Genomic DNA, 23,133 nt, shown 5'->3' with positions numbered 1-23,133 from the left:
ACTTGTTGCGCATAGGCCCTGGGCGAGCGCGGCGGCAGTCTCGGTGTCATGCCCCGGCCTCCTCGGCGGGCGCGACCACTTGGTTCAGCGCCGCCAGTGCATCCCGGCGGCGGCCCGGCGAAGACGCAGCTTGAAACGCGACGAGTGCATCGGTCACCGCCGGGTCGTCGATCCCGGCCGCGCTCAGCGCGTCTCGCAGGAACCTGGTCCTCGGTAGCCCCGCGGCTGCGCCCGGCGGGAGGCGGCGCACCGCCAAGTCGGAGATCGAGAGCCCGATCTGGGACAGCAGGTTTTCCAGGAGGTGTTCCCCGTCGTGTGGCCGGGCGTCGTAACGACGTGCGTAGGGGGCAATAGCCTCGGCGAGCTGGTCGAGCTGCAGTTTCCCGGCTTCGACGCCCTCGCGGATGATCGTGGCGATGTGGCTGCCGTCGATGTGCTGGTCGAGCAGGTCGCAGACGGTGCGCAGCACGGTGGTGACCGGCAGGCCGTCGAGCACGACGACGTCGCTGTCGGCCAACACCGCCTTCTTGGTCCACACGTCGGGATCACGGACGTCCCGACGCTTGGGCACGGTGAAGGTGAGCCGGCTGTTGAGCAGTTCGCCGAGTCCGTGCAGGCGTGCGGCGGACTGGTGCGAGACGACCCCGCCGTCCGGGTCGATCGCGGGTCGCTCCCAACTGGGTACGGTCGGGTTCAAGGCCAGCCATACAGCCTGCTCATCGCGGGCGGCATCGGCGGAAGCGCTGGTCGCGGCGTAGACGCCGCGACGAACGCGCTCGAGGAACCGGGCGCTGGTCAGCCGGTGCAAGGTCACGTCGTCCACACCCAGCTTCTTGGCCTGCCGGGTCGTGACCATGCCCCACTGCTCGGCCGTGAACGTACCGAGCAGCTCGAAGGCCTGATCCATCTCCATACGTCAAAGCTTACGTCACTATCCGGTGGAACTTACCGACAGGGCGCAATAAACGTCGAGCATCGCTGCAAGTTTTGACGTTGACAGGTCGCGGTGCAACCGGCGTTTGTTGCATCCTGGACGTAAGTTTTGTTGTGACACGGTGCAATCTTTGACGGACTTGGCTGAGTGGGCTGACCAACGCCGTGTGCGCGATCCTGAACGAACTCCGACAGTATCTTGCAACTTCAAACAACATCCTGCACACTGCGAACACCCGGCGCCCGGCGAGTCCACCCCCGTCGAGATCGAGGAGTTCGCGATGCACCCTGCCTCGTCATCAGGCTCACGCCGCAGACGCGCCGCCGTGCTAGCGGCCGCGGTCGCCGTGCTCGTCGGCACGGCCGCGCCCGCCGAAGCCGCGCCGCCCACCAGTGGCTACACCGTTTCCGTGCAGTCGAAGGGCGCGTGGTCGCACCCGACCGACTCGCCCGCCAGTCCGTACCTCGACAAGGACGGCACCTTCTACTTCCAGCAGTCCGCCGCGCTCTACGGGGCCACGCAGCCGCGCGAGTGGGAGTTCTACAGCGGCCGCGACTTCGACAGCTTCGGCAAGAACCCCATCAGCGACGCCGTGAACCCCGCGGACCCCGAAGACCGCAACAACGACACGACGAAGCGGTGCAACACCAGCCCGACCGGGGTCGAGGCGACGAACCCGCCGTCCGGGTCGAGCTACTCGCAGAAGAACTTCTGCGACCTCGTCGGCACCTGGGTCGACCCGGACACCGGCGACTGGTACGGCTTGGTGCACAACGAATTCACCCCGCAGCCCTTCGGCGACGGCCTGCACTACGACGCCATCGACTACGCCGTCTCGACCGACCAGGGCCGGACCTGGAAGATCAAGGCGCACGTCCTCACCTCGCCGTACAGCACGAAACGCGGGGACACCGCCGCCTTCCCGAACCAGACCTACTACTACGGCGACGGCGACCAGCGGCTCTACGTCGACACCGCGTCCGGCTACTTCTACGTCTTCTACGGCTCGCGCGTGGTCGACAAGAACGGCGGCTGGAAGGCCTTCTACGCACACGCCGCGCGGGCCCCGATCTCGGCCAAGATGGCGCCGGGGTCGTGGCGCAAGTGGTACGGCGGCGCCTGGACCGAACCCGGCGTCGGCGGCAAGGAAAGCAACCAGGTGCCGGTCGGGCCGGACAGCGCCACCGGCTACACGCCGACGGCGAACGAGTACAGCCCCGCGAACACCGGCACCGCGGACCAGCAGATCGCGGCGGGCAAGATGCCCCCGACGTCACCGCTGTTCGTCATGGACATCACCTACAACGCCCACCTCGGCCTCTACATCGGCGAGCCGCAGGCCGTCGACCAGAGCGGGAACGCGCCGCAGCAGTACTACGCGACCGACGACCTGGCCACGCAGAAGTGGTACCCGATCGGCGGCACGGGCAGCTACCACACCGCGTCGTGGTACCGGTGGTTCGTCGACGGCGTGAACAAGACCGGTTCGGCGATCGTGGGCAAGAACTTCCGCGCGTACTGCTCGTTCGGCTGCTCCGGCGGTGCGTCCGGCGAGTACATCAACGTCTCGATCGACAACCCGGCTCGCGCGGCGGTCCCGTTCGACCCGGCCAAGACCTACCGGATCGCCTCCGGGGACGGCCGGGTGCTCGCCCAGAGCGGTTCCTCGACGACGTCGGTCGCGGCCGGCGACGGATCGGCCGCGCAGGCGTGGTCGTTCACCGGCAACGGCGACGGTTCCTACCGGATCACCAACGCCGGGAGCGGCGGCCTGCTCGGGGTCGCGTCCACGTCCTCGGCGACGCGGGCGTGGGGGACCGTGCCGACGGTGACGTCCGGTTCCGGGGTGGGGCAGCAGTGGTTCGTCATCCCCGGCGCTTCGGGGACGTACCGCATCGTCAACCGCTACAGCGGCCTGGTGCTGGGCATGTCCGCGGCCCACCCGGCCGAGACCACGCCGGTGCGCCACTGGAGCGACACCACCGGCAGCGCGGTCGGCGGCGGCCGCACCGCGGCGCAGCAGACGCTGACCGTCACGGCGGTCGGCACCGCGCCCGTCCTGACCGGAACGCACACCCTCGCGATCGGCGGCAAGGCGCTCGACGTGCCCAGCCACAGCACCGTGAAGGGCACGCGGCTGGTCACCTGGACCGCGAACGGCGGCGCCAACCAGAGCTGGACGTTCACCGCGCAGCCGGACGGCTCCTACGAACTGCGCAACGTCGAATCCGGCCTGTGCGCGGACGTCGACGGCGGTGCCACGACGTCCGGCGCGGCGATCATCCAGTGGACCTGCACGGGCGGCGCCAACCAGCACTGGAAGGCCGCCCGGCAAGCGGACGGGACCTACGCCTTCACCGCCGTCCACAGTGGCCTGCTGCTGACCACGGCGTCCACTTCGGACGGTGCCGCGGTCACCCAGCAGGCCGCTTCCGGTGCCGCGCTCCAGCACTGGTCCATCGGCTGATTCAGCGGGGGAGCGCGGACAGGCCGAGGACGCCGAGGAGGCGGCGTACCTCGGCCGTCACCGCGTCGCGGCCCGCGCCCAGGTAGCGGCGCGGGTCCACGCGCTCGGGGTGCGTGCGCCAGTCGCCCGCGGCGGCCGCGGTGAAGACCTTGTTGAGCTGCGTGGCGATGTTGACCTTCGTCATCCCCGCCCGGACCGCTTCGGCCAGGCCTTCGTCGGACACCCCGGACGAGCCGTGCAGCACCAGCGGCACCGGGACTCGTGAGCGCAGCCGGGCGATGAGGTCGAAGTCGAGTGCCGCGTCGCGGGTGAGCATCGCGTGCGAGCTGCCGACGGCGACGGCGAGCGCGTCGACGCCGGTCGCCGCGGCGAACTCCGCCGCCTCGTCCGGGTCGGTGCGCGCGCCCGGGGCGTGCACGCCGTCCTTGCCACCGACTTCGCCCAGCTCGGCTTCCACCCAGACGCCGTGGTCGTGGCAGAACGCGACGACTTCCCGCGTCTCGCGCACGTTGTCCGCGTAGTCCAGTTTGGACGCGTCGAACATGACCGAGCCGAACCCGAGCGCGACGGCTTCCCGCACCAGGTCGCGGGATTCGGCGTGGTCCAGGTGCACGGCGACGCGTCCCTCGGCCGCCCGGGCGGTGGCCAGCGCGGCGCCGCCGATCGGGGCCAGCGCGCCGTGGTAGCGCACGGCGTTCTGGCTCAGCTGCACGATCACCGGCGCGCCGGCCAGCGCCGCGCCTTCGACGATCGCGGTGAGGTGTTCGAGCTGGATCGCGTTGAAGGCACCGCACCCGCGCCGGGCCGCCGCGGCTTCCGCGACGATCTCCCCGGTGCTGACGAGAGGCATCAGGACTCCTGTTCCGGCCGGACGCGCACGGCGGCCAGCTCCCGGTGGTAGTGCGCGAGGTCGACGTCGCCGGCCAGCGGCCCGAGCACCGCCGCGCCGGACAGCGCGACGGCCCGCCGCAGGATCTCCGGCCACGGCTCGAGCCGGCTCAGCCCGAGCGCGAGGGCCGCGACGACGGCGTCCCCCGCGCCGGTGGCGTTGCCGCTGAGCGGGCCGGACGGGGTCGCCCGCCAGGTGCCCGCGGGCGTGACCGCGAGCAGCCCGTCGGCGCCCAGGGAGACGACGACGGCGCCCGCGCCGGCCCGCATCAGCTCGCGGGCGGCCCGCGCGGGGTCGTCGAGCCCGGTGACCTCGCGCAGTTCGGCCGCGTTGGGCTTGACGACGGCGGGCCGCCCGGCCAGCCCGGCCAGCAGGGCCGGGCCGGAGGTGTCCAAAACGGACTTCCGGCCCTCGATCAGCCGCGCGTAGCCGTCGGCCGGCGCCCCGGGGGGCAGGCTGCCGGCGCAGACCAGCACCTCGGGGTCCCGGCGGCGGACGCGCTCGGTCAGCAGTGCCCACTCCATCGCGGTCACCGCCGGGCCCGGCTCGTTGAAGAGGGTCACCGAACCGTCCACAGCGGACAGCACGGTGGTCGTCCGGCGGGTTTCGCCGCCGATCGGGACCAGCTCCGCGGCCAGCCCCGCCGCGCCGAGCTCCGCGGCCAGCGCGGACCCGGTGGGCCCGCCGGCGGTGGCGATCGCGTGCACGTCGGCGCCGAGCGCGTGCAGCACGCGGGCGACGTTGACGCCCTTGCCGCCCGCCCGGTGCCGGACGTCGCGCGCCCGGTGCACGGCGTCGGGCACCAGGCCGTCCACCGTGTACGTGACGTCGAGCGCGGCGTTCGGCGTCACGGTGACGATCATGTGAGCACGACGGACCGCGTCAAGCTGCGCGGGTTGTCCGGGTCGAGGCCCTTCCGGCGGGCGATCGCCCCGGCCACGAGCTGGGCGCGGACGAGGTCGGCGAGCGGGTCGAGACCGCTCTGGACGAACGTGCCGCCCGCCTGCCGGACGTCGTCGGCGAGGCCCTCGGGCGCGGTGCCGAACATCCAGGTCACCCGGCCCGGCTCGCTGATGCTGATCGGGCCGTGCCGGTAGTCCCACGCGGGGTAGGACTCGGTCCACAGCAGACACGCCTCGCGGAACTTGAGTGCGGCCTCGTTCGCGATGCCGATCGACCAGCCGGTGCCGAGGAAGCTGAACTGCTCCGCGCCGGTCAGCTCGGCCGGCAGCGGCTCGGCCAGCACCCGCTCGGCCTGCGCGACGACGTCGGTCAGGTCCTCGCCGAGGTGCGCCCGCAGCATGGCCAGCGCCGTGGTGGCGAACCGGGTCTGCACGACCGAGCGCTCGTCCACCGAGGACAGGTCGACGATCGCGTCGGCGGTGCCGGCGACTTCGCCCGGCACGCCGGTGATCACCGTGGTCTTCGCCCGGCCGCGCAGCTTCGCGAGCAGGGTGTGCACCTCGGTCGTGGTGCCCGAGCGGGTCAGCGCGAGCACGTGGTCGTAGCCGCGGCCCACCGGGAACTCGGACGCGGCGAACGCGTCGGTCTCGCCGAGCCCGGCGGTTTCGCGCAGCACCGCGTAGGCCTGGCCGACGAACCACGAGGTGCCGCAGCCGACGATCGCCACCCGGGCGCCCGCCGCGGGCAGCCGCCCTTCGTTCGTCGCGGCCAGCGCACCCGCTTCCCGCCAGCAGCCGGGCTGGCTGGCGATCTCCGCAGCCATGAAGGTCCCGCTCATGAACTCCCCATCCGTGCCGGTTGTGCGCAACACCTGTCACGGTAGATGCAAGTTTGTGCAACGTCAACGTGTCAATCGATCACTTGCGCGCAGTGGATGCGTCGAGGTGCGCGCAGGTCCCGAGGTGTGGTTACGTGCCTGATCACCCGGGCACCTCGGACTTTGGCCCGGGGACGGCGACGGCAGCTCGGTGTTGACAAGTGCTCGAAAGGTGTTAAAACTGCGCAGCAACGCGCAGATGGCGTGTTCCTCATCGATGCGGGCGGTGGCGATATGCGGCGGAGCAAGCTCATGGCGTTGACGGCGGGGGTGTCCCTCCTGCTGGCCGGGTGCGGCGGGGGTGCGGACACCGGCAGCGGGACCGGCGAGAACGCCCTGCCCGGGGTCGACCAGTACCTGAACGCGCCCTGCCCGGAAGCGGGCGTCAAGCCGGCCACGGACAAGGAGTTCACCTACTGGGCCATGTGGACCGCCGACGAGCCCCAGGGCAAGGTGCTCCAGAAGGCGTTCAAGTGCTTCCAGGAGAAGACCGGCGTCAAGGTGAACGTCCAGTGGCTGGGACGCAAGGCCTACACGCAGAACCTGGTGCCCGCGCTGAACACCGACGCGGTGCCGGACCTGTTCGACCAGGACGTCAGCAAGGTCGGCGCGGCCATCATGACCCCGGGCGGCACGCAGGGTCTCGACGACGTCTTCGCGATGAAGGTCGGCGAGGGCGACAAGACGGTCCGGGACGTGCTCTCGAAGAGCTCCTACGACTTCCCGCAGAACAAGGACAAGACCGGCCAGAACTTCATGGTGCCGTACACCGTCCAGTCGAGCGCCTGGTGGTACAACAAGGGTTCCGCGGGTGACGTCCAGCAGCCGAAGACGATGGACGACCTGCTCGCGCTGTTCGACAAGGCGAAGGCCGACGGCAAGGCGGCGATCAGCCAGGACGGCGACATCCCGTTCTACAACATGTACTTCTTCACCCAGCTCGCCGAGCGGTACGTCGGCGCGGGCGGGCTGAACAAGGCCGCCACCGACAAGACCGGCCAGGCGTGGAAGACCGAGCCCGGCTTCCTCAAGGCCGCCACCGAAACCGCGAAGCTGCCCAAGTACTTCATCGACGGCTGGGACGCGGCGAAGTTCCCGCAGGTGCAGCAGCGCTGGGCGGACGGCGACTCGCGCTACCTCTACGTCGGCACCTGGGCGCCGAGCGAAACCCGTGAGTACCTGGACAAACAGGGTGCCGGCACGAAGATCGACTACGGCTCCTTCCAGTTCCCGATGCCCGCCGGCGCCACGCACGACACCGTCGAGCAGATGTCGATCGGGTTCGCCGTGACGAAGAAGGCCAAGCACGCCGAGGCCGCCAAGGCGTTCATCGCCTACTTCCTCAACAAGGACATCCTCTCCGGCATCCCGGCGGTGGCCGACAACCTCGTGCCACGCGCCGACCTCGCCGTGCCGGACGACCTCAAGCAGGTCAAGGCCGCGCTCGACGACCCGAAGAAGGAGCACGTCCTGCAGTACGACGGGATCGACGGCATCGCCGGCGGCAAGTGGCAGACCGACGTCTTCGACCCCGCCGACACCGCGCTGCTCAAGGGCCAGCTGACGCCGGAGCAGTTCGTCGACCAGCTCGCGGCCAAGGGCGCCGAGTTCTGGAAGAACCAGGGCTGATGGCCACGCTCACCACGACGACGGCGGCACGGGCTCAGGGGGCCCGTGCCGCCGGCGGCGCGCACCTGCGCCGCAAGAGGCGGCTGTTCTGGCCGTTCGCCGCGCCCGCGCTGGTGCTGTACCTGGCTTTCCTGGTGCTGCCGACGATCGGGACCGTGGTGCTGTCCTTCACCAGCTGGGCCGGCGCGGGGGACACGCCGAAGCCCAACGGCGTCACCAACTACACGCAGATGTGGGCGAGCGACTCGTTCCAGTACGCCTTCCGCAACACGCTGGTCTACGTCTTCGCCGGCGGCGTCGGCACGTTCGCGCTCGCGTTCCTGTTCACCATGGTGCTGCGGGACATGCGCGGCGGCAAGGTCGTGCGCGCCATCCTGTTCTTCCCGAACATCGTCGCGCCGGTGGCGCTCGGGATGTTCCTCGGGTTCGTGTTCAAGTACCAGCCGGGCAAGCAGGGCCTGGCGAACTACGTCCTCGAGCACGCCGGCGCGGACGCGGCCAAGTTCCTGGCCCCGGCCAACGTGACCGGCGTCGTGACGGCGTCGCTGATCTGGGCCAGCTCCGGTTTCTACATCACGATCCTGATGGCCGCGGTCGACCGGATCCCGCCGTACCTCTACGAAGACGCCGAGCTGGGCGGGGCGTCGCCGTGGCAGAAGTTCCGCAACATCACGCTGCCGATGACGTGGGACGTCGTCGGCGTCGCCGGGGTGCTGTGGACGATCAACGCGCTGAAGATCTTCGAGCTGGTCTTCGTGCTGGCCGGGCCGGGCACGTACGCCCCGCCGAACCAGGCGTGGACGCTCGGCATCTACGTCTTCGACCGGACCTTCGGCTCCAACGGCACGCCGGACTTCGGGGCGGCGTGCGCGTGCGCGGTGGCGATGATCGCGCTGGTGTCCATCCTGGTCGTGCTGCTGAGGCGGGTGATGCGCCGTGACGCGATCCAGTTCTGAGGTCCGCCGGGCTCCGCGCAAGCCGCGCCCGGCCCCGGGCGCACGGCGGTTCAGCCCGCTGCGGCTGCTGGGCTCGGTGATCGTCTGGGCGTTCACCGCGGGCAACGTCCTGGTGCTGTACTGGCTGCTCACGGCGGCGTTCAAGACGCCGGTGGAGATCTTCACGAAGCCGTTCGCGCTGCCGTACCAGTGGTTCCACGTCGGCAAGCCGTTCCGGAACTTCGTCTACGCGTGGACCAACGCCGGGTTCGGCGACGCCGTGCTGACGACGGTGGTCCTGGTCGGCCTCGCCACGGTCGCGACCGTCGCCGTCTCCGCGCCGTGCGCGTACGCGCTGACCCGGCTCGGCGTGCGCGGGTCCGGGCCGCTGACGAACGTCGTGGCGATCGGCATGGGCGTGCCGTTCCAGACCGTGATCATCCCGCTGTTCGTGGTGCTCAGCCGGATCCACCTGGACAACGAGTACGGGCTCTTCCTGCTGTACGTCGCGCTGTCGATTCCGTTCACCGTGTTCCTGCTGACCGGCTTCTTCCGCTCGCTGCCGGACGAGCTGGAGGAGGCGGCGTCGCTGGACGGCGCCTCGCCGGCCCGGACGTTCTTCGCGGTCATGCTGCCGCTCGCCCGCGGCGGCCTGATCACGGCGCTGACGCTCAACGCCATCGGCCTGTGGAACGAGACGCTGCTGGCCATCGTGTTCCTCAAGGACCAGGCGCACTTCACCCTCTCCCGCGCGCTGTTCACCTTCTACGGCGCAGCGAGCTACCAGTCGGAGTACGGCGGCCTGATCGCCGGCGTGGCGATCGTCGTGCTCCCGATGCTCGTGCTGTACCTCGTGCTCGCCCGCCGGATCATCACCGGCCTGACCCTCGGCGCCGGAAAGTAGGAGCAATGGCCACCGTGAGTTTCCGGGCCACGACCCGGTTCTACGCCGGGGTGGACCGCCCGGCCGTCGACGGCTTCGACCTCGACGTCGAAGACGGCGAATTCCTCGTCCTGGTCGGCCCGTCCGGCTGCGGCAAGTCCACGACGCTGCGGATGCTGGCCGGGCTGGAGGGCGTCGACGAAGGTTCCATCCACATCGGCGACCGCGACGTCACCGAACTCGCGCCGAAGGACCGGGACATCGCGATGGTGTTCCAGAACTACGCGCTCTACCCGCACATGACCGTCGGGGAGAACATCGGCTTCCACCTGAAGCTGGCCAAGATGCCGAAGGCCGAGCGCGAGCGCCGGGTGCGGGAGGCCGCCGCCGTCCTCGACCTGACGGAGTACCTGGACCGCAAGCCGGCCAAGCTGTCCGGCGGGCAGCGCCAGCGCGTCGCGATGGGCCGCGCGATCGTGCGCGAGCCGAGCGTGTTCCTGATGGACGAGCCACTGTCCAACCTGGACGCCAAGCTGCGGGTGCAGACGCGGACGCAGATCGCGTCGCTGCAGCGGCGGCTGGGCATCACGACGCTGTACGTCACGCACGACCAGGTCGAGGCGATGACCATGGGGGACCGCGTCGCGGTTCTGCGCGACGGCGTGCTCCAGCAGTGCGACACCCCGATCGGCCTCTTTTCCCGGCCGGCCAACGTGTTCGTGGCCGGGTTCATCGGCTCGCCGTCGATGAACCTGCTGGAGACGAAGGTGGACGAGGCGCCGGTGCCGCTGACCCCGGCGCAGCGCTCCGCGCTCACCGGCCCCGGCCTCGTCGTCGGGGTCCGGCCGGAGGGCTGGACGCTCGGCGCGGGCGGTTACGAAGCCGTCGTCGAAGTGGTGGAGGAACTGGGCAGCGACCAGTACCTCTACTGCCGCGCGGGGGAGCGGGTGCTGACCGTGCGGACGCCGGGCATGGCGCCGTGGCAGCGCGGCGAGCCGATCACGCTGACGCCGCAGCCGGCCGCGGTCCACCTGTTCGACGCGGCCACCGGGGAAAGGCTGCCGGACGCATGACCGGGCTGCGCCGGACGTCGCTCACCCTGCCCGCGGCCGAGCTGGGGCCGGAGAACCCGCTGCCCCCGCTGGTGAAGCCGGAAGCCGTGGCATCGGTGTCCAATGTGGACGAGTTGCCCGCCGACCTGGCGGCCGGGCTCGCGTATGGACGGCTCGACACCGTGCTGCCGTGCCGCCTGCAGGACGGCTACACGCGCGACCGCGAGGTCCGGGAACTGCCCGCGCTGGTGCTGGAGAACGACCACCTGAGCGCGACGATCCTGCCGTCGCTGGGCGGGCGGCTCTGGTCACTGGTGCACCAGCCGTCCGGACGCGAGCTGCTGTACCGGAACCCGGTGTTCCAGCCCGCGAACCTCGCGCTGCGGGACGCGTGGTTCGCCGGCGGCGTCGAGTGGAACCTCGGCAGCACCGGGCACACGACGCTGACCTGCGCGCCGATGTTCGCCGCCGCCGTCGAAGGCCCGGACGGGACGCCCGTGCTGCGGCTGTGGGAGTGGGAACGCACCCGGGACCTGCCGTACCAGCTGGACTTCTGGCTGCCCGAGGACTCGGAGCACCTGTTCGTCGGCGTGCGGATCCGCAACCCGCATTCCCACGACGTCCCGGTCTACTGGTGGTCGAACACCGCCGTGCCGCAGACGGCGTCGACGCGGGTGCTCGTGCCCGCGGACCAGGCGTGGCACTACGGGTATTCGGGGCGGCTCGACCTCGTCGACGTACCCGGCGAGCTGACCTATCCGGCACGGGCTTCCGCGGCCGCGGACTACTTCTTCGAGGTGGCCTCGGATCGCCCGTGGATCGCGGCGGTCGACGAGACCGGCGCCGGACTCGGGCAGGCGTCGACCGCCCGGCTGCGCGGCCGGAAACTGTTCCTGTGGGGCGAATCCGCGGGCGGGCGCCACTGGCAGGAGTGGCTCGCGCCGGGCGCGGAGACGGGCTACCTGGAGATCCAGGCGGGCCTGGCCCGCACGCAGCTGGAGCACCTGCGCCTCCCACCGGGGGAAGCGTGGGACTGGCTGGAGGCGTACGGCCCGGTGACGGCGGACCCGGCGGCGGTGCACGGAGAAGACTGGCGGGCCGCCACGGACGCCGTCACGGGCCTGCCGTCCGCCGACGTGCTGGCCGCGCGGCACCGCGCGTGGCAGAAGGTCGCGGACGCCGACCCGGGTGAGCTGCTCGCCACCGGTTCGGGCTGGGGCGCGCTGGAAACCCTGCGGATGGTGGCGTGCCTGCCGGGCACGCCGTTCCCGAAGGAGACGCTCGGACCGGAGCAGCGGCCGTGGCTGGACCTGCTGGACGGCGAGGTGCCCCAGGGTGATCCGCGGGTCCCGCCGCCCGCGACGCTGGTCAACCGGTACTGGGCCGACCTGCTGGAGTACACGGCGGACACCTGGCTGACGTGGTACCACCGCGGTGTCGCCCGCTGGGCGGCCGGTGACCGGGAAGCGGCGCGGGAAGCGTGGCTGTCGTCGATAGCGGCGGAGGAGAACGCCTGGGCGGCGCGCAACCTCGCCGTCGCCGGCTCGGACGTCGAGGAATCGGCGCGGTGGTACCGCCGGGCGCTGGAGCTGGCGCCGGACGTGCGGCCGCTGCTCGTCGAGGCGGTGTCGGCGCAGCTCGCGGCCGGGCACGCCCCGGTTTCGCTGCTGCCCGAACGACCCGACGGGCGGCTCGCGTTGCTGACGGCGCTCACCCGGCTCGCGGCGGGGGACCGCGCGGGCGCGAAGGCCGTGTTCGACGCGGGATTCGAGGTCGCGAACATCCGCGAAGGCGAGACATCCCTTTCGGACACCTGGAAAGCGCTCTCGGCGGACCCGATGCCGGCGGCGTACGACTTCCGGATGAAGTAGTGACGCGGCGTGCCGGGGCGCGGCGGACGACGGCGATGCAGCATACTGCTGGCCGAGAGTGAACTAGGGAGTACCGCGATGGCCCGGCACGAACGCTTGAGCACCCTGCTGGACATGCTGGGGCAGCGGGAAAAGATCGACGTCGAGGACGTGGCCGCGGAGCTCGACGTCTCCGCCGCCACGATCCGCCGCGACCTCGACCACCTGGCCGAACAGCAGCTGCTCACGCGCACCCGAGGCGGCGCGGTCGCGAACGACCTCGCCTACGACCTGCCGCTGCGCTACAAGACCGCGCGGCACGTGCCGGAGAAGCAGCGGATCAGCACCGCCGCGGCCGCGTTCGCCGCGAAGGGCATGGTGGTCGGCCTGAACGGCGGCACCACGACCGCCGGCGTCGCACGGGCGCTGGCCATGCGCCCGGACCTGTCCGGCCGCGGCGATGCCCCGGGCCTCACGGTCGTCACGAACGCGCTGAACATCGCGCACGAGCTGGCGGTCCGCCCGAACGTGAAGATCGTGGTCACCGGCGGCGTCGCGCGGCCGCAGTCGTTCGAGCTGAGCGGCCCGCTGGCCACGCGGGTCCTCAGTGAACTGACGATCGACCTGCTGTTCCTCGGCGTGGACGCGTTCGACCCGGACGCGGGCGCGTTCGCCCACCACGAGGGCGAGGCCAGCATCAACCGCCTGATGGTCGAGCGCGCCGAGCGCGTGGTCGCGGTGGCGGACGGCTCCAAGCTGGGCCGCCGCGCGTTCGCCCGCATCTGCGAGACGACGCAGGTGCACGCGCTGGTCACGGACACCGACGCCGACCCGGACGCCCTCCGGGCGTTCGAGGCCGCCGGAGTCGCGGTCCAAGCTGTCTGAGCCCGGTTCCTCGCCGCCGCCAGGGCTCGGGCAGGGGCGGGCCCCGCTGTCTTGAATGACTCATTCAGGTCTTCGGAGGTCCTGAATGAGTCATTCAAGACCTCGAGCCGCCGGGCCAGGTGTCCTTCGGCCTATGCACCTTTCGGCGGGTGACACTGCGCGAAGCGTGCGCTATACAGAGCACATCATGCGTGTTAGTGCGCGAAAGGTGTCGTTAATGAACAGACTTGCGCAATCGCTTACCTGTCTAGCCGCGACCGCAGCCCTCGGGTTGGCGCCCACCGCGGCGTACGCGGACGCCCAGCCGTCGGGCCGTCTCGGTGACCTGACCGGCCTCTCCACCGACGGCCCGGTGATCACGCTGAAGTCGGGAGCCGCCGCGGTCCGCGTGAGCTTCCCGGCCGCGAGCGCCGTCCGGATCTGGCTCGCCCCCGACGGGAACTTCACCGACCCGGCCGGTCACAAGATCGTCCTGCCGAAGACCACGGCCCCGGCGACACCCCAGCGCGTCGACAAGGGCGCCTACTGGGCCATTTCCACGCCCCAGGCGACCCTGCGGGCCTACAAGCACCCGCTGACGTTCGCCCTCTACGACGGCGCCGACCGCACGCAGCGCTGGGCCGAAGCCGCGCCGCTGTCCTGGACCGGCACCACGACCACGCAAACCCTGGCCAGGGGCGCGGCCGAGCAGTTCGTCGGCGGCGGCGAGCAGAACGGCCGGTTCAGCCACCGCGACCAGACGATCAAGATCTTCGCCGACGACAACTGGAACGACGGCGGCGCGCCCAACTCGCAGCCGTTCTACGCCTCGACCGCGGGCTACGGCGTGCTGCGCAACACCTTCGCGCCCGGCAGCTACTCCTTCACCAGCCCGGTCAAGACCACGCACGACGAGCGCCGCTTCGACGCCACCTACGTCGTCGGCAACGGCCTGAAGGACGTCGTCTCCGGCTACACCGACCTCGTCGGGAAGCCGTTCCTGCCGCCGATCTACGGGCTCGAAACCGGCGACTCCGACTGCTACCTGCACAACGCGAACCGCGGGGAGCGGCACACTCTCGACGCGGTGAAGATCGCCGAGGGCTACACGCAGAACGGCATGCCGAACGGCTGGATGCTGGTCAACGACGGCTACGGCTGCGGCTACGAAAACCTGCAGCAGACCGGCGAGGGCCTGCGGAAGAACAACATGCAGCTCGGCCTCTGGACCGAAGACGGTGTGCCGAACCAGGCCGAAGAGGTCAAGGCCGGCGTGCGCGTGCGCAAGCTGGACGTCGCCTGGGTCGGCCCGGGCTACCAGTTCGCGCTCGACGCCTGCGACACCGCCTACAAGGGCATCGAGGACAACAGCGACGCCCGCGGGTTCGTCTGGCAGCCGGTGAGCTGGGCCGGCGCGCAGCGCTGCGGCGTCCTGTGGAGCGGCGACCAGGCCGGCTCCTACGACTACATCAAGTGGCAGATCCCGACGTACGCGGGCGCGACGACGTCCGGCATCGCCTACAACACCGGCGACATCGACGGCATCTTCGGCGGCAGCCCGCAGACCTACGTCCGCGACCTGCAGTGGAAGACGTTCCTGCCCGCCGCGATGACGATGGACGGCTGGGCGTCGTCGGACAAGCAGCCGTGGCGCCAGGGCGAGCCCTACACCTCGATCAACCGCAAGTACCTGCTGCTCAAGGAAAGGCTGCTGCCCTACACCTACAGCTATTCCGCGCAGGCGCACCAGACCGGCGTCGGCCAGGTCCGGCCGCTGGCGCTGGAGTACCCGGACGATCCGAACGTCTGGACGGACAAGGCCAAGTACGAGTTCCTGTCCGGCACGGACTTCCTCGTCGCGCCGGTGTACGAGAAGGCCAACGTGCGCAACGGCATCTACCTGCCCAAGGGCACGTGGGTGGACTACTGGAGCGGCAAGACCTACACCGGGCCCACCACAGTGGACGGTTACGACGCCCCGCTCGACACGCTGCCGCTGTTCGTCCGCGCCGGGGCCGTCGTCCCGATGTGGGCCGAGGGCACGAAGTCGTGGCAGACCCGGGACAAGGGCGAACTCGACCTCGACGTCTACCCGCAGGGGCACGGGAGCTTCACGCTCACCGAGGACGACGGCGTGACCCGCGGCTACCAGCGCGGCGAGCAGGCGAAGCAGACGTTCACTGTCGACGCGCCGCAATCCGGCCCGGGCACGGTGACCGTCGGGATCGGCGCGAGCACCGGCACCTACGCGGGCAAGCCGGCCGCGCGGAACTACCTGCTGACCGTCCACACGGGATCGAAGCCCGGTGCCGTTCAGGCGGGCACGTCGGTGCTGCGCGAATACGGCAGCAAGGCCGACCTCGACAAGGCGTCCTCGGGCTGGTGGTACGACCCGGCGGGCAAGGGTGTCGTGCGGGTGAAGACCGGACAGCTCGGCGACCGCCAGGACGTCCGGCTCTCCGGTACCAGCGCGGTCGGCGGCTTCTTCCCCGAGGACGACAACGGCTCGGTGGCGCTGACCGTGCCGGTGGTGGCCGCGGCGGGCCAGGCCGTGACCGGCACGCTCGGTTTCACCAACGGCACCCCGCTGCCGGTCCGGGACGTGCGTCTTGCGGTGCAGGGCAACGGTTTCCAGGCCGAAGTCCCGGCCGCGCCGAAGCTCGTCCTGCCTGGCCAGACGGTGCGCGTCCCGGTCAAGCTGACGCCGGACGCCGGGCTGAAACCGGCGGACTACCAAGTCACCGCGACCGCGTCCTACCAGGCCCGGCTGGGTGCGCACCAGGTCACGGACTCGGCGACCGTCACCGTCCCGTACGCCTCCCTGGCCGCGGCGTACGGCAACGTCGGCGTCACGGACGCGGCCCACGTGACGGCGGGCGACCTCGACGGCGGCGGCAGCAGCTTCCGCGCGGAGGGCCTGGCGGAAGCGGGCCTGAAACCGGGCGCGGCGTTCACCGCCAACGGCGCGACGCTGACCTGGCCGGACGCCGGGACCGGCAAGGCGGACAACGCCGTGGCCGCGGGCCAGACCATCGCCGTCCGGGGCGCGGGCACCAAGCTGGTGCTCGCCGCCACCGGCACGGGGACGGCGAAGGGCACGGTGTTCGTCCAGTACGCGGACGGCACCACCAGCCAGGCCGACGTCGGCGTCCCGAACTGGTGCTGCGCCGACCCGGCCCAGTACGGCGCGACCACCGTGGCGACCGTGCTGGGCAAGAACACCCGCACCGGCCCGGCGTACCCGACGACGCCGTACCGGGTGTTCGCGAACTCCGTCCCGCTGACCGCGGGCAAGGAGGTGGTGGCGGTGACCCTGCCGTCGAACTCGGCCCTGCACGTGTTCGCCACCGGCATCGCGTGAGAGAGCGGGCGCCGTCCGCGGACGGCGCCCGCCTTCTCAGGCCCGGGCGTTCTGCTCGAACGCCGACCAGCCACCGGTGTCCTGCTTCAGCCCCGGCTCGTTCCCGGCGAAGACGCTCTTCGCCGCCGGGTCACCGGCCAGCCGGTACTGCAGCCACGCGGTGATCGCGCCGATCAGCCGGTAGCGGGTGTCGCCCTGCAGGAAGTGCGTCGCCCCCTTCAGCTGGGCGTACACCGCCGGCACCTGGTCGCACGCCAGGAACCGCGCGTGGACGTACGGCGCCGGCACGACGATGTCCGCCTGCCCGGACACGAAGAACGCCGGCCCGTGCAGGCTGTTCACGTTCCCCTGGGGCCCGGGCATGACCGGGATCGTGGTCTTGACCAGCGGGTCGGCCCCGGCCGCGATGGCACCGCCGCCACCCTGCGAGTGTCCCGCCGCCGCGATCGCCGAGGTGTCGACGCGGTCGTGGAAAGCGCTGCCCTGGCGGGCGTTCTCGGCGATGAGGTACTTCGCGCCGTCGAGCATTTCCTTCCCCGAGCCGGACTGCCCGGTGTTCGCCGCCACGACGACGTACCCCCAGCTCGCCAGGTGCGTGAACAGGGCCTCGTACTGCTCGACGGTCGCGCCGGTGCCGTTGCCCCAGATCAGCACCGGGTGCTTGCCGGGGGCCGAGGCGATGTCGGCGGGGTAGTAGAGGGTGTGGGCGGTGTCGCCGGCCGCCTTGGCGCTCCGGTGTGGCCCCGCGAGTTCGTAGTCGCGGGCACCCACCGAAGACGCGGTGGCCAGGTGCGGTGCGAGGCCGACCGCGACGGCCACCGCCGTGGTCGTGAGGAAGAGCCGCCGGCTCAACGGGCTCATGACCGGGCCTCAGCCGTAGAAGTGGATGTAGCGGAACGACGACGTGCTGACGTCGTGGACGAGGTAGTGGCCGTCGCCGGTCCAGTTGTAGTCCTCGACGGTCACGGTGCCGCCGTGGACGCTGTCGACGATGGCGACGTGCCCGTACTGCCCGTTGTCGGTCTGCGCGATCGAGCCGACGGTCGGCGTGTTGTCGACGCGGTAGCCGTCGTTGCGGGCGTTGTCGTCCCAGTACTTCGCGTCGCCGTAGTTGTTCGCGCTTTCGCCGTGGCGGTCGATGTTGAACGCCGCCCACGAGACGCACTCGCGGTTGTACATGTTCCAGTCGTCGACGACGGAGTCCTGCGGGACGTTGCGCCACTTCGCGGGATAGATGTCGCCGATGGTGCTCGCGGTGGCGGCGGCCGGGACGGTGCCGAACTCGGCCGCCATCGACGTCGGCCGGGTGGCGGGCGCGGCGGTGGCGGTTGCGGTGCCGGAGATCCCGATGGCGGCGATGGCGGCGAAGGTGAGCAGGGTTCGGCGCATGGTGGTGCCCCTTTCCGGTGCGGGGGAGGAGAAGACCCGACCGACGGTAGGAGCAAGATCAGCAGTGGCCCAGACCTTTGTGGACGACCCGCTCTGGCTGTCCCGAAACCCCTGGTCGGGCCGTGGTGTTCACAGAATTGCGGTCACCACCGCCAGCCGGCGCCGCGGATGCCGGGGCGGACGTCGCGCAGCGCCAGCGTGGCCACGTGGGTGGCGCCGACCGGCAACGGCGTGCCGGGGTGCTCGGGGCCGCCGAGCCCGCGCTGTTCGAACGACCGGACGCTGCCGGGTACGCGCGGGCCGAAGTGCACCTGGCAGACGTACTCGGGCACCGGGCGGGTGAACCGCCGGTGGTAGTGGTCGATGGGCGGCCCGGGCGGGAACCGGATCTCGTACTCCACGACGGCCACCTCGCCCAGGGCCAGCGGGTGGTCCAGGCGCAGCTCGCCGGCGACCATGCCGGTGCCGCGGTCCACGCCGACCCGCCCGAGCCGGGCGAACCGGACGCGGTGGTAGGCCGGGTCGGCGGTCAGCGGCCCGTCCGCCTGGTAGTAGGTCATCATCCGGTCCACGCCGTCGACGGCCGCTTCGGCGACCATCCTGACCTGCAGGGCGCGCTCGCCGCCGCGTTCGTCGAGCAGCATGCGGTCGTGGATCGACCAGAACGACACCTGGCCGTCCGGCGGCGGTTTCAGCTCACCGGACAGCGCCCGCAGCTCCGGCCACAGCCGGCGGCGCTCGATCCGGCACGCGGGCTCGCCCAGCCAGCGACCCCGCGGGGCCTTCGGCCCGAGCCGCGAGGTCAGCGTGCCCGCCGCCAGGCCCAGCACCGCTTCCAGGTGCGTGACGGCGACCATCGACGTCTCGCGTTCGGGCTGCGAGCGACCCCGTCGCCAGTAGGACAGCGCCGAGCGCGACAGGCGCACTCCCCGCGCGGCCAGGTGGTGCTGGAGCCGATCGAGCGACAGCCCGGATTCGTCGATCGCGGCGTCCAGCGTGACCGCGAACGATCCCGGAAGCGACCGAGTCACCCCTCCAGGATGATCACCCGCGCCGGGTTTCGGAACCGACTAAAGGCGCTGGTCCGGACCGCGCGCCGCCGGTGAAGGTGGGGAGGTGGACGAATCGTTCGCCGGCGCGCTCGACGCGGCCATCAGCGACGCGGGCCTGACCCTGGACCGCCTGCGCGAGCACCTCGCCGCCCGTGGGGTGCCGGTTTCGCGCAGCGCGCTGGCGTACTGGCGGCACGGGCGCTCCCGGCCCGGGCGCGAGACGTCGCTGCGGGCGGTCGTCGAGCTCGAGGAGGTGCTGGACCTGGCGCCCGGCACGCTGACGGCGCTGCTGGGCCCGGGGGAACGGCCGTCGCCCCCGCTGCCGCGCGCGCCGCTGCGGGAACGGCGCCGGCTGTGGCTGTCCGTCCGGCCGGTCTCCCTGGAGCTCAAGCCGCCGCCGGAGGACCAGCTGCGGCTCTGGTCGGTCCACGACCAGCTGGTGGTGGACGAACGCCAGGAGCGCCGGCTGCGCGTGCGGCTGGTCGCCGAGGCCGCCGTCGACGGCGTGACCCGGATGCTGACCTACTACCAGACCGAAGACCTCGCCCGCCGCGCGCCGCGGTTCGCCGCCGTGGACTGCTGCCGGCTGGGCCGCACCCGCGCCGACACCGCGACCGGGCTGGTGGTCGGCGAGCTGGTCTTCGACCGCGAGCTGGCCGCCGGCGACGTCGCCGCGGTGGCGTACGAGCTGGTGTTCCCGCCCGGCCGGGCGGTGCACGGCTACCACCGCCGGCTGACCCGGCCGACGTCGCTCTACACCTGCGAGCTCCGGTTCGGCCGGGACGCGCCGTCGTGCGTGCGCCGGTTCGTCCAGCGCGACCTCGCCGCGCCCCGCCGGCACGTCGAACGGCTGCGGCTGGGCGCGGACCACGCCGTGACGCTGGCGGCGCGCGACCTGCGCGCCGGGATCGTCGGCACCAGCTGGACGTGGTAGCGGCAATTCTGTGGACGCGGGCGCCCGACCTGGGGCTTTCCCGTGGCCGGGGCGGGGTTTCCACTTCCGCTGGAGCCACCGGCGACGGCGTTCTTAGCGTGCGTGGAGCGGTTTCCCTCCTCACACCCGGAGCAGCCCATGCGAAAGCCTTCCCTGCTCGTGGCCGCCTTCCTGGCGACGGCGGCCTTTTCCCCACCACAGGCCGCGGCGGCCCCACCCCCGCTCGTCCCGCTGGGCACGGCACCCGCCGTCCCGGCCGGCGCCACCGCCGACTCCTCGGCGCTGCCCGGGCGCGTCACCGTCTCCGTGGCGCTGAAGCCCCGCGACGCGGCCGGTGCCGAGAAGTACGTCGCCGCCACGGCGGACCCGGCTTCCCCGCTGTACCACCGCTACCTGAGCGCCACGGAGTACACCGAGCGGTTCGGCCCGGCGCAGGCGTCGGTCGACCGGGTGCGGGACTACCTGACCGGCAAGGGGCTGCGCGTCGAGGACGTCACCGGCAACCGGCAGGTCGTCACGGCGTCCGGCCCGCCGGCCGCGGTGGAAAGCGCCTTCACGACTTCCCTTTCCGGCTTCCGCGCGGCCACCGGGACCCGGTTCTTCAACGCCACCAAGGGTGTCGCGGTCCCGGCCGACGTCGCGACCCTCGTCCGCGGGGTCACCGGCCTGACGAACCGGCCCGCCGCGCACCGCGCGGGGTCACCCGCGGGCCCCGGGGGACCGGGCGGCGGCTACACCCCGGCCCAGCTGCGGACCGCCTACAGCATGACCGGCCTGTCCGGCAGCTACGACGGCTCGGGCGAGACCGTCGGGCTGATCGAGTTCGACACCTTCAAGCAGGCCGACATCGACGCCTGGACGCAGTACTTCAAGCAGCCGGCCGTGACGCCCGAGCTCGTGAAGGTCGACGGCGGCGTGCCGAACCCCGGCAGCGACCAGCTGGAGGTCACGCTCGACATCCAGGCCGTCGCCGCCACCGCGCCGAAGGCGAAGCAGGTCGTCTACTCCGCGCCCAACTCCGACCAGGCGTGGGTGCACGAGATGGCGAAGATCGCCTCCGACAACAAGATCACCATCCTGTCGGGGTCCTGGCTCAACGGCGAAATCTGCGAAGCCGACCCGATCGCGGCCTCGCACGACTCCTACACGCAGCTCGCCGCCCAGGGCGTGACGATGCTCTCGGCGTCCGGCGACTGGGGCGCCACCGGCTGTGGCTACCAGGGGGACAACCGCACGATCCAGGCCGACTTCCCGGCCAGCGACCCGCTGTTCACCGGCGTCGGCGGCACGCAGCTGCGGACGTCCGACAGCGCGGGCACCTGGCAGGCCGAGTCGTGCTGGAACCAAGGCAGCAGCGGCAACACGCGCTCGGGCGGCGGCTATTCGAAGATCTACGCCCGCCCGGACTGGCAGCCCGGCACCAACCAGTACCGCTCGGTGCCCGACGTCTCGCTGCTGGCCGACTACGGCGCCGGCGCGCTTTCGGTGTACATGAACGGCGGCTGGCAGGACGTCGGCGGCACCAGCCTGTCCTCCCCGCTGTGGGCCGGCTACGTCGCCATGCTGAACCAGAAGTCCCTCGGCGGCGGGAAATCCCGGCTCGGGCAGCTGAACCCGAACATCTACAAGATCGCCGGTTCGGCCGACTACGCCTCGACGTTCCACGACGTGACATCGGGCGGCAACGGCACCTACAACGCCGGCACCGGCTACGACCTGTGCACCGGCTGGGGTTCGCCCAAGGCCGACGCACTGGGCGCGAAACTGCTCGGCGGCGGGGACACCCCGCCGCCCACCGGCGACTTCACGCTGTCCGCCTCGCCGGCCTCGGGCAGCGTCGCCGCGGGGAGTTCGGTGAGCACGACGGTCACCGCGGCCGCTCCGGCGTCCTCGGGCATCGTCGGTGGCACCCCCACGACGACGGCCGCCCACCCGTTCATCATCTCGATGCGCCGCGAAGGTTCGGCCTTCCCCGGGCAGCAGTCCTGCACGGGCACGCTGTTCGGGCCGCACACCGTGCTGCTGGCCGCGCACTGCCTGCTGGAGAAGGCCGGCCACAAGTGGTTCGTCTACGGCGCCGACGACCTGACGAAGGACACCGGCACCACCGCGGAAATCGCGTCGCAGTGGGTCCACCCGGACTACACGGACTGGCGGATCGGCGCGGACATCGCGGTCGTCACCCTCGACAAGGACGTGCCGGTCCCGGTCGGGATCACCTACCCGAAGCTGAACACCGACCCGAACCTGGACGGCGCGGGCACGAAGGGCCTGTCGATCGGGTGGGGGCAGACCGCCGCCAACACCTACAGCACCGTGCTGCGCCAGGCCGACATCCCGGTCGTCGCGGACAGCGCGTGCAAGGGCAAGTACACCGACAACCAGGGACAGGAGGAGTACAAGACGCCGGCGATGCTCTGCACGGGTTACGCCGACCACCACGCGAGCGCGTGCGTCGGCGACAGCGGCGGCCCGTACCTGGTCGGCAACACCGTCGTCGGCGTGTTCTCGTGGATGTCGACCTCGTGCGACTGGTACGCCGTGTACGCCCGGGTCTCGACCTACGCGGCCGACATCGCCCCGCACCTGCCGGGCGGGGACACCCCGCCGCCGTCCGGCGCGATCACCCTGTCGGCGTCGGGCCTGCCCTCGGGCGCGACGGCGGCGTTCAGCCCGGCGAGCCTCGACGTCGGCGGGCACTCGACGCTCACCATCACCACCAGCGCGAGCAGCCCGGCCGGGACCTACGACGTCACGATCTCCGGCCGGAGCGCGAAGTCCACGCAGACGGCGCACTACAGCCTGACGGTCACCGGCGGCCCGACCGCGGAGCTGAAGCTCGCCAACCCGGGCACGCAGAACAGCCGCGTGGGCCAGGCGGTGAACCTGCCACTGCAGGCCTCCGGCGGTGCGACGCCGTACAGGTGGTCGTCGACGGCACTGGCTCCCGGCCTGACCCTCGAGGCGGCGAGCGGCGTCGTGTCCGGGACGCCGTCGCGCGCGGACAGCAGGCAAGTCACGGTCACGGTCACCGACGCGGCCGGGAAGAAGGCCACCGCGGCGTTCTTCTGGTTCGTCTTCGGCTGACCCGAAGAGGCGGTGCCACCCCAGGGG

Annotated in this window: 17 protein-coding genes; 10 read left to right on the top strand and 7 right to left on the bottom strand. The window is 71.6% G+C overall.

Translation table 11 applies throughout. The features are described from left to right. Positions 1 to 46: 46 nt before the first annotated feature. Complete coding sequence (locus EIY87_RS22465) at positions 47 to 913, bottom strand: type IV toxin-antitoxin system AbiEi family antitoxin domain-containing protein (RefSeq protein ID WP_125311366.1); 867 nt, start codon at positions 911 to 913, stop codon at positions 47 to 49. 346 nt (positions 914 to 1,259) lie between these two features. On the opposite strand from EIY87_RS22465, the gene EIY87_RS22460 reads away from it, so the two are divergent. Next, on the top strand, positions 1,260 to 3,401 hold the full coding sequence (locus EIY87_RS22460; protein WP_225439986.1) for an RICIN domain-containing protein: 2,142 nt from the start codon (positions 1,260 to 1,262) through the stop codon (positions 3,399 to 3,401). A 1-nt stretch (position 3,402) separates the two neighbouring features. On the opposite strand, the gene EIY87_RS22455 is transcribed toward EIY87_RS22460, so the two are convergent. Genes EIY87_RS22455 through EIY87_RS22445 form a run of 3 tightly spaced genes read right to left on the bottom strand, consistent with a single transcriptional unit; the run spans position 3,403 to position 6,031 of the window. Further along, complete coding sequence (locus tag EIY87_RS22455; protein WP_125311362.1) at positions 3,403 to 4,251, bottom strand: class II fructose-bisphosphate aldolase; 849 nt, start codon at positions 4,249 to 4,251, stop codon at positions 3,403 to 3,405. Next, on the bottom strand, positions 4,251 to 5,153 hold the full coding sequence (locus EIY87_RS22450; protein WP_125311360.1) for a 1-phosphofructokinase family hexose kinase: 903 nt from the start codon (positions 5,151 to 5,153) through the stop codon (positions 4,251 to 4,253). Before EIY87_RS22450 ends, EIY87_RS22455 begins: the two co-directional genes overlap by 1 nt. Next, positions 5,150 to 6,031, bottom strand: a complete 882-nt coding sequence (locus tag EIY87_RS22445) for an SIS domain-containing protein (RefSeq protein WP_125311358.1) — start codon at positions 6,029 to 6,031, stop codon at positions 5,150 to 5,152. Before EIY87_RS22445 ends, EIY87_RS22450 begins: the two co-directional genes overlap by 4 nt. 273 nt (positions 6,032 to 6,304) lie before the next feature. Here EIY87_RS22445 and EIY87_RS22440 point away from each other — a divergent pair, with 273 nt between their 5' ends. From EIY87_RS22440 to EIY87_RS22410, 7 genes are all read left to right on the top strand, one after another. Next, positions 6,305 to 7,699, top strand: a complete 1,395-nt coding sequence (locus EIY87_RS22440; RefSeq protein WP_125311356.1) for an ABC transporter substrate-binding protein — start codon at positions 6,305 to 6,307, stop codon at positions 7,697 to 7,699. After that, positions 7,699 to 8,655 carry a carbohydrate ABC transporter permease gene (locus EIY87_RS22435; protein WP_125311354.1) on the top strand — a complete coding sequence of 319 codons (957 nt, stop codon included), beginning with the start codon at positions 7,699 to 7,701 and terminating at the stop codon, positions 8,653 to 8,655. The genes EIY87_RS22440 and EIY87_RS22435 overlap by 1 nt, the downstream gene beginning before the upstream one ends. Continuing rightward, positions 8,636 to 9,538: a carbohydrate ABC transporter permease gene (locus EIY87_RS22430; protein ID WP_125311352.1), complete on the top strand. Its 903-nt coding sequence runs from the start codon at positions 8,636 to 8,638 to the stop codon at positions 9,536 to 9,538. The genes EIY87_RS22435 and EIY87_RS22430 overlap by 20 nt, the downstream gene beginning before the upstream one ends. Positions 9,539 to 9,543: 5 nt before the next feature. Then, positions 9,544 to 10,590: an ABC transporter ATP-binding protein gene (locus EIY87_RS22425; protein WP_125311349.1), complete on the top strand. Its 1,047-nt coding sequence runs from the start codon at positions 9,544 to 9,546 to the stop codon at positions 10,588 to 10,590. Further along, a complete protein-coding gene (locus tag EIY87_RS22420; RefSeq protein WP_125311347.1) occupies positions 10,587 to 12,440 on the top strand; it encodes a DUF5107 domain-containing protein in 1,854 nt (617 codons plus the stop codon). Before EIY87_RS22425 ends, EIY87_RS22420 begins: the two co-directional genes overlap by 4 nt. 78 nt (positions 12,441 to 12,518) lie before the next feature. Further along, the gene (locus EIY87_RS22415; RefSeq protein WP_125311345.1) at positions 12,519 to 13,304 is read left to right on the top strand and encodes a DeoR/GlpR family DNA-binding transcription regulator; all 786 of its coding nucleotides are present in this window, start codon (positions 12,519 to 12,521) and stop codon (positions 13,302 to 13,304) included. A gap of 271 nt (positions 13,305 to 13,575) precedes the next feature. Next, a complete protein-coding gene (locus EIY87_RS22410; RefSeq protein ID WP_225439985.1) occupies positions 13,576 to 16,644 on the top strand; it encodes a TIM-barrel domain-containing protein in 3,069 nt (1,022 codons plus the stop codon). A gap of 36 nt (positions 16,645 to 16,680) precedes the next feature. Here the strand turns inward: EIY87_RS22410 and EIY87_RS22405 are convergent, their stop codons facing one another. The 3 genes from EIY87_RS22405 to EIY87_RS22395 form a co-directional block, all read right to left on the bottom strand. Next, positions 16,681 to 17,505, bottom strand: coding sequence for a poly(ethylene terephthalate) hydrolase family protein (locus EIY87_RS22405; RefSeq protein ID WP_125311341.1), 825 nt, complete (start codon positions 17,503 to 17,505; stop codon positions 16,681 to 16,683). Positions 17,506 to 17,514: 9 nt separating this feature from the next. After that, complete coding sequence (locus EIY87_RS22400; RefSeq protein ID WP_125311339.1) at positions 17,515 to 18,033, bottom strand: CHAP domain-containing protein; 519 nt, start codon at positions 18,031 to 18,033, stop codon at positions 17,515 to 17,517. A gap of 143 nt (positions 18,034 to 18,176) precedes the next feature. Next, on the bottom strand, positions 18,177 to 19,064 hold the full coding sequence (locus EIY87_RS22395; RefSeq protein ID WP_125311337.1) for an XRE family transcriptional regulator: 888 nt from the start codon (positions 19,062 to 19,064) through the stop codon (positions 18,177 to 18,179). An 85-nt stretch (positions 19,065 to 19,149) separates the two neighbouring features. On the opposite strand from EIY87_RS22395, the gene EIY87_RS22390 reads away from it, so the two are divergent. Beyond that, positions 19,150 to 20,019, top strand: coding sequence for an XRE family transcriptional regulator (locus EIY87_RS22390; RefSeq protein ID WP_125311335.1), 870 nt, complete (start codon positions 19,150 to 19,152; stop codon positions 20,017 to 20,019). Between the two features lie 138 nt (positions 20,020 to 20,157). Continuing rightward, entirely contained in the window at positions 20,158 to 23,106 is a 2,949-nt protein-coding gene (locus tag EIY87_RS22385) for a trypsin-like serine protease (protein ID WP_125311333.1), read from the top strand. The last annotated feature ends 27 nt before the right edge of the window (positions 23,107 to 23,133 follow it).

The organism is Amycolatopsis eburnea, assembly GCF_003937945.1.
Taxonomy (GTDB): Bacteria; Actinomycetota; Actinomycetes; order Mycobacteriales; family Pseudonocardiaceae; genus Amycolatopsis; species Amycolatopsis eburnea.
The sequence above is the reverse complement of the archived record's forward strand: the minus strand, read 5'-3'. Positions and strand labels throughout refer to the sequence as shown.

What these genes read in the sequence shown, in the direction of transcription:
- EIY87_RS22465 (WP_125311366.1), bottom strand. Translation starts at nt 913, where the DNA reads ATGGAGATGGATCAGGCCTTCGAGCTGCTCGGTACGTTCACGGCCGAG.
- EIY87_RS22455 (WP_125311362.1), bottom strand. Translation starts at nt 4,251, where the DNA reads ATGCCTCTCGTCAGCACCGGGGAGATCGTCGCGGAAGCCGCGGCGGCC.
- EIY87_RS22450 (WP_125311360.1), bottom strand. Translation starts at nt 5,153, where the DNA reads ATGATCGTCACCGTGACGCCGAACGCCGCGCTCGACGTCACGTACACG.
- EIY87_RS22445 (WP_125311358.1), bottom strand. Translation starts at nt 6,031, where the DNA reads ATGAGCGGGACCTTCATGGCTGCGGAGATCGCCAGCCAGCCCGGCTGC.
- EIY87_RS22440 (WP_125311356.1), top strand. Translation starts at nt 6,305, where the DNA reads ATGCGGCGGAGCAAGCTCATGGCGTTGACGGCGGGGGTGTCCCTCCTG.
- EIY87_RS22435 (WP_125311354.1), top strand. Translation starts at nt 7,699, where the DNA reads ATGGCCACGCTCACCACGACGACGGCGGCACGGGCTCAGGGGGCCCGT.
- EIY87_RS22425 (WP_125311349.1), top strand. Translation starts at nt 9,544, where the DNA reads ATGGCCACCGTGAGTTTCCGGGCCACGACCCGGTTCTACGCCGGGGTG.
- EIY87_RS22420 (WP_125311347.1), top strand. Translation starts at nt 10,587, where the DNA reads ATGACCGGGCTGCGCCGGACGTCGCTCACCCTGCCCGCGGCCGAGCTG.
- EIY87_RS22415 (WP_125311345.1), top strand. Translation starts at nt 12,519, where the DNA reads ATGGCCCGGCACGAACGCTTGAGCACCCTGCTGGACATGCTGGGGCAG.
- EIY87_RS22405 (WP_125311341.1), bottom strand. Translation starts at nt 17,505, where the DNA reads ATGAGCCCGTTGAGCCGGCGGCTCTTCCTCACGACCACGGCGGTGGCC.
- EIY87_RS22400 (WP_125311339.1), bottom strand. Translation starts at nt 18,033, where the DNA reads ATGCGCCGAACCCTGCTCACCTTCGCCGCCATCGCCGCCATCGGGATC.
- EIY87_RS22385 (WP_125311333.1), top strand. Translation starts at nt 20,158, where the DNA reads ATGCGAAAGCCTTCCCTGCTCGTGGCCGCCTTCCTGGCGACGGCGGCC.